This is a genomic window from Chryseobacterium sp. WG23, from assembly GCF_024586575.1.
Lineage (GTDB): Bacteria > Bacteroidota > Bacteroidia > Flavobacteriales > Weeksellaceae > Chryseobacterium.
The window spans coordinates 38,865-50,979 of record NZ_JALCZE010000009.1 but is presented as its reverse complement, the minus strand read 5'-3'; the positions used below and the strand labels follow the sequence as shown (position 1 = coordinate 50,979).

Annotated in this window: 13 protein-coding genes; 4 read left to right on the top strand and 9 right to left on the bottom strand. The window is 36.7% G+C overall.

All coding sequences use genetic code 11. The annotated features are described in order from the left end of the window. Window positions 1-35 precede the first annotated feature (35 nt). A complete protein-coding gene (locus MP477_RS14645) occupies window positions 36-914 on the top strand; it encodes a LysR substrate-binding domain-containing protein (protein ID WP_257190986.1) in 879 nt (292 codons plus the stop codon). A gap of 156 nt (window positions 915-1,070) precedes the next feature. Then, window positions 1,071-2,006, top strand: coding sequence for a YeiH family protein (locus tag MP477_RS14640; protein ID WP_257190985.1), 936 nt, complete (start codon window positions 1,071-1,073; stop codon window positions 2,004-2,006). Window positions 2,007-2,100: 94 nt separating this feature from the next. On the opposite strand, the gene MP477_RS14635 is transcribed toward MP477_RS14640, so the two are convergent. The 8 genes from MP477_RS14635 to MP477_RS14600 form a co-directional block, all read right to left on the bottom strand. Then, complete coding sequence (locus MP477_RS14635; RefSeq protein ID WP_047485441.1) at window positions 2,101-2,286, bottom strand: hypothetical protein; 186 nt, start codon at window positions 2,284-2,286, stop codon at window positions 2,101-2,103. 215 nt (window positions 2,287-2,501) lie between these two features. Further along, entirely contained in the window at window positions 2,502-3,743 is a 1,242-nt protein-coding gene (locus MP477_RS14630) for an MFS transporter (RefSeq protein WP_230034524.1), read from the bottom strand. A gap of 73 nt (window positions 3,744-3,816) precedes the next feature. Beyond that, window positions 3,817-5,385, bottom strand: coding sequence for a ribonuclease Y (gene rny / locus MP477_RS14625; protein ID WP_257190984.1), 1,569 nt, complete (start codon window positions 5,383-5,385; stop codon window positions 3,817-3,819). A 226-nt stretch (window positions 5,386-5,611) separates the two neighbouring features. After that, window positions 5,612-5,899 carry a cell division protein ZapA gene (locus MP477_RS14620; protein ID WP_047485454.1) on the bottom strand — a complete coding sequence of 96 codons (288 nt, stop codon included), beginning with the start codon at window positions 5,897-5,899 and terminating at the stop codon, window positions 5,612-5,614. Continuing rightward, complete coding sequence (locus MP477_RS14615) at window positions 5,899-6,201, bottom strand: hypothetical protein (RefSeq protein ID WP_047485456.1); 303 nt, start codon at window positions 6,199-6,201, stop codon at window positions 5,899-5,901. The genes MP477_RS14620 and MP477_RS14615 overlap by 1 nt, the downstream gene beginning before the upstream one ends. A gap of 139 nt (window positions 6,202-6,340) precedes the next feature. Next, entirely contained in the window at window positions 6,341-7,123 is a 783-nt protein-coding gene (locus MP477_RS14610; protein ID WP_230034520.1) for a porin family protein, read from the bottom strand. 3 nt (window positions 7,124-7,126) lie between these two features. Then, window positions 7,127-7,858, bottom strand: coding sequence for a bifunctional demethylmenaquinone methyltransferase/2-methoxy-6-polyprenyl-1,4-benzoquinol methylase UbiE (gene ubiE / locus MP477_RS14605; protein WP_257190983.1), 732 nt, complete (start codon window positions 7,856-7,858; stop codon window positions 7,127-7,129). A gap of 3 nt (window positions 7,859-7,861) precedes the next feature. Then, window positions 7,862-8,431: a hypothetical protein gene (locus MP477_RS14600; protein ID WP_047485462.1), complete on the bottom strand. Its 570-nt coding sequence runs from the start codon at window positions 8,429-8,431 to the stop codon at window positions 7,862-7,864. Between the two features lie 101 nt (window positions 8,432-8,532). On the opposite strand from MP477_RS14600, the gene MP477_RS14595 reads away from it, so the two are divergent. Together MP477_RS14595 and MP477_RS14590 are read left to right on the top strand one after the other, a co-directional pair. Beyond that, window positions 8,533-9,600 carry a 3-oxoacyl-ACP synthase III family protein gene (locus tag MP477_RS14595; RefSeq protein WP_257190982.1) on the top strand — a complete coding sequence of 356 codons (1,068 nt, stop codon included), beginning with the start codon at window positions 8,533-8,535 and terminating at the stop codon, window positions 9,598-9,600. A gap of 71 nt (window positions 9,601-9,671) precedes the next feature. Continuing rightward, complete coding sequence (locus MP477_RS14590; protein ID WP_257190981.1) at window positions 9,672-10,877, top strand: metallophosphoesterase; 1,206 nt, start codon at window positions 9,672-9,674, stop codon at window positions 10,875-10,877. Between the two features lie 449 nt (window positions 10,878-11,326). On the opposite strand, the gene MP477_RS14585 is transcribed toward MP477_RS14590, so the two are convergent. Next, window positions 11,327-12,079 (bottom strand): polysaccharide deacetylase family protein, encoded by a 753-nt coding sequence (locus MP477_RS14585; protein ID WP_230034514.1) that lies wholly within the window; start codon window positions 12,077-12,079, stop codon window positions 11,327-11,329. Between the last annotated feature and the right edge of the window lie 36 nt (window positions 12,080-12,115).

The window sequence follows — 12,115 nt, the reverse complement described above, 5'->3', positions numbered from 1 at the left end:
TTCTAACTTATAAGTATAATTCATACCTTTGCAGCATGTTCGATTACAGGTTAAAAGTTTTCCATACTGTGGCTTCCAGACTAAGCTTTACCAAAGCTTCGGAGGAACTTCATATTTCTCAACCGGCTGTCACAAAGCACATCAAAGAGATTGAAAATCAACTGTCTGCAAAATTATTCGACCGTAAAGGAACTTCTATAGAACTGACCCAAAGTGGAAAAATCCTCTATGAATATGCTGAAAAAATCAGAGGACTGTATCGGGATCTTGAATTTGAAATCAGCCAGGTTAACCAACAGCACAAAGGAAAACTGATCATTGGGGCGAGTACAACCGTTGCCCAGTATATTCTTCCTGAAATTTTAGCAAAATTCAATACTTATTATAAAGATATTAAGATTGAGCTTCTTACAGGAAATACTGAAGCTATTTCTGTTCTTTTAAAAGAAGAAAAAATAGATTTAGGAATCATTGAAGGGGAGTCCCAGTCTTCTTACTTCGATTATAAGTCTTTTAAATCTGATGAAATTGTATTGGCCGCAAAAACCAATCATTCATTAGCCAACAAAACTTTAAGTATAAAAGACCTGTACACTATCGATCTGATTTTCAGGGAACAAGGTTCTGGAACACTTGAATTTATACAAAACAGGCTCAGGGATAACGGAGTTAATATCAATGAATTAAATACTGTTATACAGCTGGGAAGCAGCGAAAGCATCAAAAATTATCTCCTTCATTCAGACTGTATGGCTTTCCTCTCCATCAGTACCATTCTTAATGAACTGAAAAATAATATCCTAACCGTCGTTGATATAAAAAACTTCAGTATTGAAAGGGATTTCCACTTTATCCTTCCAAAAGGGGAACAATCTGAGCTGATAAAGCTTTTTCTGAGGTTTGCTGAGTTATAATGTACAATGTAAAAAGTATCATGTATAATGTATCATGTAGCCTGATTAAGTATTTGAATTTTAAATTATAACTTCTAGTTATCCAATATAACAAAATACAATTTACTTTGTAATACTATATTGCCGAATTTTGAAGCATAATTTAAAGTTCGCAATATGAAAGATTTCATTCAACATGAAACAACACGGAAAATCGTTTTTATCATACTGGCAGTATTATGCCTTACTCCACTGATATCCTCTCCGATAGCCCTTGCGCTGGGTTTTCTACTGGCCGTTTTCATCGGAAACCCTTTTGAAAAGCATCTTCATCAATATATCCATTTGCTATTACAAATTTCCATAGTCGGCTTAGGATTCGGATTAAAGCTGGACGAAGCTTTACATGCAGGAAAAACAGGGTTAGTATTAACAGTAGTGAGTATTCTGACCGTTATGATTTTAGGGTATTTTTTAGGAAGATTATTCAAACTTGAAAGACCGCTATCCTATCTTATTTCTGCGGGAACTGCCATTTGTGGAGGGAGTGCTATTGCAGCCGTTTCCCCTATTATTAAGCCGAGCACAAAACAGATTTCCCTGGCATTAGCAATTGTTTTTACCTTAAATTCTATTGCTTTATTTGTTTACCCGGCCATTGGACATCTGCTTAATCTCTCTCAGGAACAGTTTGGCCTGTGGTGTGCCGTGGGAATCCACGATACCAGTTCTGTAGTAGGGGCAGCCAGCAAATATGGGGATGAAGCTTTAAAAATTGCGACAACCGTAAAGCTGGCAAGGGCATTGTGGATTATCCCTGTTTCGCTGATCACCATGTTTATTTTCAAAAATAAAGAATCAAAAATAAAGATCCCATGGTTTATCGGGTATTTCATCCTTGCGATCCTGCTGAATACTTATTTTCCTTTGATGGACCGTTTCAGTAGTGGAATAACCACCTTTGCAAAATCAGGATTGAATCTGACCTTATTTTTTATAGGCTCCAGCCTTTCTATTCAAACCTTAAAAACAATAGGCATTAAACCGTTGGTTACTGCCGTACTCCTTTGGATCACCATCAGCATAGGCAGCCTTCTTTATATCATTCAATAAAAGCAGCGGCACCCTTTTGAAATCAAAAGGGTGCCGCCTGTTAAATGTGGAAATGTTTATTTCAGTTGAATAATATCTTAAAATAACCAATCGGTTAGCAAGTCATAACCTGTGGACATCCAATTAACTCAACACAGTATTTTGGTCCTGTTACAGCCCCTGTACAACTGCATCCGCAAAGTGAAGCATCCGGAGTTCCAATTCCGGAACCTCCAATACCACCTGTAATATTCTTCAGATCTTCTTTTCTTAATTTTTTAGCATTTTTAATAATGTTCATGTGATTTGATTTTAATTAAACAATATAATTTAGTTGTCTCCCAAAGTTAAACAAATATTAATTATTCGCAACATAATTTAATACAATTTTAACTAATACACTGATTTAAACCTTATTAATATATTAAAATACAGGAATAACATTTTATTATTTATTAAACAGATGTAAATATTTTATAATCCAAGATCTTATTACATTCCCTATAGGAGAAAATTCTATTCCGTAAATTCAAGGTCCTTATCATGGGTTTCTGAAATCGTAAGTGCAGAATAAAAGGCAAGCCCAAATACAACTACTCCCACAATAGCTGCGCTCCCAATTACAGAGAAATGAGCTTTAAGGGAGTCGAAAGCTAGAATCATGACAGGTACCAACCCTCTTACCATATTCGGAACGGTAGTGGTTGCCGTATTTCTGATATTAGTTCCGAACTGCTCTGCCGCTAATGTCACAAACATAGCCCAATACCCTGTTCCAAGGCCCAGCCATACGCAAAACAGGTAATATTTTGTTTCTGTATTCGTATTTCCAAACAACATAATTGCTGCTCCAATCAGCGTGAAAATCAACATATAAAATATAGCCATTTTACGTGATTTTAATGCATGAGAAATAAAGCCACTCATCAGGTCACCGACAGAAATACCTACATAAGCCCACATAATTGCCTTTCCGGGGTTAAGATCCTTTATTCCAAATTCAGGAGCAAACTGATTCGCTAAAACGGCCAGAATACCTATGCAATACCAGGTAGGCAACCCTACGGCAATACATTTTAAATACCTTATCAAACGGTCTTTATTGGTAAAGAAGGAGAGAAAATCTCCTTTGGAAACACTTTTATGTTCAATATTTTTATAAATTCCGGATTCTGAGACGCTTATTCTAAGCACTAATAGCAAGATCCCCATAACTCCGCCGATGATGTAAGAGATATTCCATCCTCCAGATAATTCTACGGTCAGCTGAGCAACCACCGCACCCATCAATCCAAAGCCGGCGACAACGGATGTCCCAATTGCCCTCAGACTCTTCGGCAGGCTTTCAGAAACAAGGGTAATTCCTGCTCCAAGCTCTCCGGCTAATCCAATACCTGCTATGAACCTTAACCCGGCATATTGATACACTAAATGCTCTTTTGGAAAATACGGTAGAAAACCACATGCTATATTGGCTAAAGAATACACCAAAATGGAACCGAAAAGTACAGAAAGCCGGCCTTTCTTATCTCCAAAAATACCCCAGAATACTCCCCCGATCAGAAGTCCTACCATCTGACAGTTCAGAATGAAGGTTCCGTCAGCATCAGGATTGAGCCCTAATGCCTTCAGACTGGGAATCCTTACAATTCCAAATAAAAGGAGGTCGTAGATATCTACAAAATAGCCCAGGGCAGAAATAATAACGGGAATAGAGAAAATGTACTTCATTTTTGAAGACAGGGACAGTTCTTGCATTTTTAAATTTTGATAAAAATAGAAAACCTTTCAATTTCTTGAAAGGTTTTTATAAAATATCTTAATCTGATTATTATCTTGCAATATTCACAGCTCTCGTTTCTCTGATTACTGTTACTTTCACCTGTCCCGGATAGGTAAGTTCATTCTGGATCTTTTCGGAGATATCGTAAGATAGCTGATTAGCTACTTCATCATTCACTTTACCGCTTTCTACCATTACTCTCAGCTCTCTACCTGCCTGAATTGCATAAGCACTGGATACACCGTCGAAGCTTAATGCTGCAGATTCAAGATCTTTCAGTCTCTGGATATAAGATTCCAATACCTGTCTTCTTGCTCCCGGTCTTGCTCCTGAAATAGCATCGGCAACCTGGATGATCGGAGATAATAATGATTTCATTTCAATCTCGTCGTGGTGAGCACCAATAGCATTCACTACTTCCGCGTTTTCTCCATATTTCTCAGCCCATTGCATTCCTAGTAAAGCGTGAGGAAGTTCAGATTCCTGTTCAGGCACTTTACCGATATCGTGTAACAGACCTGCTCTTTTGGCTAATTTTACATTTAATCCCAATTCAGCAGCCATTGTGGCAGCAATGTTTGCTACCTCTCTTGAGTGCTGCAGTAGGTTTTGTCCGTAAGAAGAACGGTATTTCATTCTACCCACAATTTTAATCAGTTCCGGGTGTAATCCGTGGATTCCCAAATCAATAATTGTTCTTTTTCCTACTTCAATGATCTCCTCTTCAATTTGTTTTCTTGTTTTTTCTACTACTTCTTCGATTCTTGCAGGGTGGATTCTACCATCTGTAACCAATCTGTGAAGTGACAGCCTTGCAATCTCTCTTCTTACAGGATCAAAGCATGAAAGAAGGATCGCCTCCGGGGTATCATCAACGATAATTTCTACCCCTGTGATCGCTTCTAAAGCACGGATGTTTCTACCTTCTCTACCGATAATTCTACCTTTTACCTCATCAGATTCGATATTGAAAACAGATACTGAGTTTTCGATAGCCTGTTCTGTACCGATTCTCTGAATCGTCTGAATAACAATCTTTCTGGCTTCATTCTTAGCATTCAGCTGAGCTTCTTCCATAATACCCTGAACATGAGCCTGGGCTCTGGTTTTAGCTTCAGCTTTCATGGTTTCTACCAATTCAGCTTTGGCTTCTTCAGCGGTATAATTAGCAATTTTTTCAAGAACTTCAACCTTTTTAGAGGTAGCAATATCCAATTCCTGCTGTTTTCTTTCTAAAACTTCGTTTTTCTTAGAATAATCAGCAATCTGCTTATCTAAGTCTTTTTCAAGCTTTCCTACCTTACTAAGTTCGTCATTCAGTTTGTGTTCCTTGTCTTTTGTTCTTTTTTCCACTTCCTGCATTTTCTTTTCGCGGGACTGAATATCAGCATCATGCTGAGACTTCAATTCCAGGAACTTTTCTTTTGCCTGAAGGTTCTTTTCTTTCTTTATGGATTCGGCTTGTACGTTAGCTTTTTCTATAAGGTTTTCGGCATTTTTCTGTGCATCATCTATGATAAATTTTGCTTTAGTATTGAGTGAGCTCCTGGAAAAAAATATTCCTATCACCGCCCCAATAACTAAACAAATAACGCCGACTATAATGGCTGTTGTCATAATATATATTGAGTTTTAATTGTCTTATATTCAAATAAAAAAACCTACAACAATTCAGGGATTGAGAGTAAACTCCTAATCAACACGATTTGAACTGATTTCCACTATCTGTAATCCGGGAATCCGGCACGCCATTTAATGGACATTCGTTCGGCAATTGCTTAGCGTTGAGTTTACCTTTAATGTGTTAGAATTATTGTAGGCAGTCTTTTTCAGGAAAAAAAATCTATTTCCCGATTTCATTCAACGATTGATTAATCTGTGCTAACCTCTCGTTGGTAGAATTAATATTTTTTTCGTAGTTAACAGAAACTACTTCTGCATTGGTTCCCAGTTTAAGGGCACACATAGCTAAAGCATCCTGTTTATCTCTTACGTCAAAGTTCTGTTCAAAATCTTTAATCATATTCTCTATCTGCTTCCCTACTTTACGCAACGTTTCTTCTTCTGCTGCGGGTACGTTCAGCGGATATACTCTTCCTGCAATGTTTACGGTTATTCTCCTTACCTCCATTATAATCCACTGTTTTGAAGCTGTGCAATACAGAAATCTATTTCTTTCACCAATCTGTTGATATGATTTTTCATTAACCTATTGTGTTCAGGGTTTCCTGATATTGCTGAATAAAGCTTTATATTTTTTTGTTCTTCTGCTAATACCTGATTTCTTCGTCTTTCTTCATCATATTTCACTTTCAGTTCCTCATGCTCAACACTTAGTTCTGATAAACTTTCAGTAAGATTCTTATAATTCTTTTGCAGAGCCAAAATCTTTTTCTCTAATTCTGAAAAATTGTTTTCTAAATCTTGAAGCATTTCAGGTTTGTATATTCTAACTAGAAGCAAAAATAAAAAAATAATAACACTAACAAAAATAAAAAGCCTTATATTTTGGAATACCCACAAAAAAGGAGATGCTAAAGCACCTCCTTTGTATTTTTAATATGTATTTTTCTTATTCAAATTTCAAAACAAACATAACTGCTCTTGTCTGTAATGTAGAAACTGCAGATGTCCAGTAAGGAGGTGTCTCAGCATTATCAGCTACTTTTTCATTATTCATAAAAAATGTTCCTCTAATGGCAGGCGTCAGTTTAAATTTGTTGAAATAAAACTGGATTCCCATTTCTGCAGACCATGCAAAGTTATGTGTTGTAGATCTGAAAATTCCCTGCATATTATCATCCGTAGAAGCAGCATTAGACTGCAGGTTCACGATATAGTTTACCCCGGCGGCAATGTAAGGCCTTGAATTGTACCATCTTCGCCCATGAAGTTCTAAAAGCACGGGAACATCCACCAATGTAGATTTGATTTCTCTCACTTTATCTTTATCCTGTAAAGGGAACGGCATGAAAGGAGGATTAGTTAAAGATCCACCTGCATAGATGTCATTAGATTGAGTATTAAAAGTCAACTGTCTTTGTGCAAACTGTAAACCTGGTTCTATTCTTACGTCAAGATAGTCATTCAGTCTCCATTTTGCAATAAGCCCGGCACCGAAACTGTAGCTTTCCTTAGAAGTTACAAGATTCTGATTATCGTTCATCCCATATCTTGGGTGCAATACGATACGGTAGTCCAGTTTGTTCCCGTTCAAATAAAAACCCCAACTGAATTTCTGCTCGTCGAAGTCTTCCAACTTGTCCATTCTGTTTCGGGTTCTAAATTGCGCGTCTGCAAAAACGGCAATATTTACTGAGGCTAAAACCAGTGCTCTTAATAAAAATTTATTCATAGGTTACTTTGTTGCTTTATAAATTGTGGCTATACCTAAACTTAGTTTTTTATATTCTACTTTCTTAAATCCCGTATCTAAAAGAATTTGCTTCATCTTCTCCCCGAAAGGAAAAGCATTTACAGAATCCGGAAGGTATGTGTATGCCCTATTATCTTTGGAAACCATTCTGCCAATGGCAGGTAATATATTTTTAAAATAAAACATATACAGTGGTCCCATCAACCCCTCAACCTTTGAAAACTCCAGTATATAAACACTTTTGTTATCCTTAACTACTCTTCTTAACTCTGCTAAACCTTTGGTAAGATTTTCAAAATTCCTTACTCCAAATGCAACGGAAACAGCATCAAATCTATTGTCCTCGAAAGGTAAATTTTCTGCATCTCCTTTTTGCATGGAAATTTTGCCGTCTAATTTAAGTTTTTTTATTTTAATAACGCCAACATTCAGCATTTGTTGTGATAAATCTAAACCAACTACTTTTGAGCCGGTACCTTTTTCAATGGTAATTGCCAGATCTCCCGTTCCTGTAGCCACATCCAGCACTTCCTGCGGGGTATCATTTTTCATCCATTTCACCAGTTTATTTCTCCATAAAACATCAATTTTCATGGATAAAACACGGTTTAAAAGGTCGTACTTCGGCGCAATATTGTCGAACATATCCTCTACCTGGCTCTTCTTAGTAGCCTCTGAATTGTAGGGAGTAACTTTGGTGATATCTTTTGTCAAAACTTAAAACTTGTAATATTCTTTATAATAATTTAGGTAATCCTGCTTTCTGAAGATTTTGGATCTTGATTCCACTTTCTGAATATTTTTGATCACTTTATCGTAATCTTCATCCACATTGTAATAAAAATCTTCTGTGTAAAGCTTATTGAAGCGTTTTGCTCCTCCAAAATAATCCTTTCCATCAATTTTAGTCTTATCAAGCGCTAAAAGTAACGAATCTTTTTTAAGATTATATCCGTAGTACTGATCATTAACATAATAATCCTGGTGGGAAATGTTAATCAAACCACGAAGTTTGTTTACTTCAAATGCTGAATCGTAAAGCATTTTTTTATTCTGATCGAAAACCTGAATAGAGTTTTTTCCTTTATTCAAATCCACATGCACGTACTGCCCCGCTGAGATGATTCCTTCAGAACCGTTATTGATTTTAAAGTAATACGTATTGGGGGTAGGATTATCTACAACATAATAATTCTTCTTGGCTAAAAAAAGGAAGTAGATCCCAAAGGCAACGATAAACGCCACAGCTGCAATGAGTAAGCCTTTTAAGGACGAGTTGTTTTTCATAGATTGTAAAGTACAATTTTTGCAAATTTAATAATATTTTTAATTCTCCGTTATTAATATTAATTATTAACTTTGCATCTTTAAAAAAATCATATAAACGAATGCCGAATACGATCATTATTGGCTCTGGATCTTACATTCCGAACAGAGTTATTGGTAGAGATTACTTCATGAATTCTGAGTTCTACACAGAGGATGGGGTAAAGATAGAAAAGCCTGTGGAAGAAACTATTGCGAAGTTTGTAGAAATTACAGAAATAGAAAACAGGAGATTCATTGAGGACGGTCTTTCCAATTCACAGATCGGTTATGAAGCCGCAAAAATTGCCCTTGAAGATGCAAAGGTGGATGGTGAAGAATTGGATTATATTATTTACGCAAGCAATTTTGGAGAAGTTACCGAGAATGGATACGCTGACTTCATGCCTACTATGGCTGCAAGAGTAAAGAATAAACTAGGCATAACAAACAGAAAATGTGTAACATACGATATGCTTTTCGGGTGCCCGGGATGGGTTGAAGCAATGATTTTAGCGGATAATTTAATTAAAGCTAAAGTCGCAAAAACCATCTTGGTAATAGGAGGAGAAACACTAAGCCGTGTTACAGATCCACACGACAGAAACAGAATGATCTTCGCTGACGGTGCCGGAGCAGTAGTGGTAAAAGCTACTGACAACGAAAATGTAGGAATTATTGCCCACAATACAATTTGTGACAATGGCCCTGAATTAAATTATCTTGAAAATGCACCTTCCATCAACAAAGAAGTAGATCAAAGACGTCTTTATGTAAGAATGCTGGGAAGAAAAATCTACGAGTATGCTCTTAAAAATGTCCCTGTAGCCATTAAAGATACGATTACAGATGCAGGGCTATCTATTGAGGACATAGACAAAATCCTTATCCACCAGGCCAACGCCAAAATGGATTATGCTATGATCGAAAGGCTTCACAGACTGTATGACATCAAAGAATATGATCATTCAATCTCTCCAATGACGATTCAGGATTTAGGAAATACCTCTGTAGCAACCATTCCTACCATGTATGATTTAATAATTAAAGGAAAAATGGGTGGTCAATCGTTTAAAGATAATGGGAATATTGTTATGACTTCGGTAGGTGCCGGAATGAACATCAATGCTCTCGTTTACAGATTTCCTTAAAAATAATATTTAAACAATAAAAAATATAAAAGCACAAGGGAAATCTTCTTTGTGCTTTTTTACATCAGATTATGCAAAAGAATCTTTTAATCATTGCCGGAATCTTCCTGTTTTTGGAGATTTACATTTATCAGGCTGTACGAACGCTGACCGATAATTTTTGGCTGAGAATCGGCTATTGGGTGGTGTCTTTAATCATTTATGGAATTTTCGCCTACGAAGTAACCCATTACCAAAGATCAGACCGCAGTATGGTAAGAGCCCAGATCATGATTTCTCTGTTACTTATATGTATACTTCCTAAAATTTTTGTGGTCCTGTTTCTATTAATCGACGACATCTTCAGAATCGGAAGCTATGTGGTCGGATTTACAAGTTCTGCGGATAATTTCTTTCCGGAAAGGAGGAAATTCCTTAGTCTTGTAGGCCTGGGAATGGGAGGAGTTCTTTCGGCCCTTTTCATAGACGGGATTACTTTCGGTAAGTATCGCCATACGGTAAGAAGGGTAAAGGTAAAGTTTGCTAATCTTCCAAAAAGCTTCAAAGGGTATAAAATCATTCAGATTTCTGATGTTCACAGTGGAAGTTTCTCTGATCCGGACAAATTGAAGCATGCTATAGACCTCATCAATGAACAAAAGCCTGATTTGGTTTTATTCACAGGAGACATGGTTAACAATGTTGCTGATGAATTCAAACCCTTCATTCCTCTTTTTTCAAAAATAAAGGCTAAAGATGGCAAGTTTGCAGTTCTGGGAAACCATGACTACGGTGATTATGTAAGTTGGAGCTCCCTTGATGCCAAAAAGCAAAACCTGGATATGCTGATCGATTATGAGAAGCAGGCAGGGTTTGATATGCTGAGAAATGAAAACAGGGTTATTGAAAAAAACGGAGAAAAATTATATATCCTGGGGGTTGAAAACTGGGGATTGAAACCATTTCCGCAATTCGGAAAGATTGATGACGCGTTGAAAGGAGTCCCGGAATCCGCTACAAAGATCTTAATGAGCCATGACCCTACCCATTTTGATTATGTGGTAAAAAAACACCCGGCAGACATCCATTTAACGCTTTCAGGACATACACATGGGATGCAGTTTGGACTGGATTTAAAGAACATCAAGTGGTCACCGGTTCAATACCGTTATCCAAAATGGGCCGATTTATATGAAAGTGAAGGTAAATTCCTGTATGTCAACAGAGGTTTTGGAGTACTTGGATATCCCGGAAGAGTTGGCGTATTGCCGGAGATTACTCTTTTTGAACTGAGCTAGTTTTGAGTTTGAGAGTGAGAGGGTTTGAGAGTTTGAGAGTAAATGAGTTTGAAGGAGGGTTGCTGGTTATTAGTTGCGGAATTCGAGGTTTTTAATTTAACGATTCACAGTTGACCGTCATTTCCGAGTTGCTGGTTTTCTACTTACTAGTCGAGTCGCATGATTCGGGGTTTCATGATTCGGGTTATTAAGATTTGAGATTATAGGTTTTTAAATTCACAATTGACCCCATTCACTTGTAAGTTGTAAGTTGTTGGTTACGGAGCCTGCAACAGTAAAGTTTATGAGTGATCAGTGATCGCCTTATGCCTGACGTCTGAAATCTGACATCTAGAATCTTGATTCTTGGCTCCTGATTCCTGTTTTTTACAACTCAAAATCCAGATCAAAAGACCATCATTCAACCTTTTACACAATCCCTACAACCTGCTACCCACCACACCCGCAACTTAAAAAATATAATCTTTCATACGGGAAACAGCAAGTTCTTTCTCGTTGATAAAAGTAAGGAGGGCATCTAATTTGTCTTCCATTTTTTTGCCTGAAAACAGGCTTCTGTAAAAAGGAATGTCAAAACAGTATTTCTTAAAATCTGTAAACTGCCACGAGTTCAGATAAATCAGCACAAATTCTTCATTCTGCAGGGTTTCTAAAACCATATTCTGATAGTATTTCATTGGCAGAATCTGAAATACAAAATCATTGTATGGGAGCTGACTGTATGGAGAGATGCTTTCCGGGATAATACTTAATCCATCTTCTTCTGTAATTTCCGTATCTCTTTTCAGACGTTTGAAAGGGAAAAGTATATCTGCATTATCGATATTGGAAACATAATTAAACTCCAATAATTTCAAATTTTCCTGGGGCACTTTTACCTCCTTCTGACGAATTCCTCTGATCTGTTTTTCCAGAAGATCCTGAATTTCTTTCTTGGCATCTTCAATTTCTGTAAGGTTGGAGTCTTTATTATAAAAAGCAATTTCATGCCCTTTGGATGAAATTGCTTTTATAAGATTCTGCAGTTTTCCAGAGAGAGAAATCTCCACAAAAAAACTGGCTTTGATATCGTGAATATCTAAAATTCTAAGAATTGCTTTAGTGTTATCTTCTGTAATTCTTAACCTTTCTTCATCGGTAATTTGAATCCCATTTTTTGGATCAGCATCAATATTTACCAAGTTAAAAGTCAATAATATCATTTAAATTAAATTCTATATAAAAGTTATAATAAATTA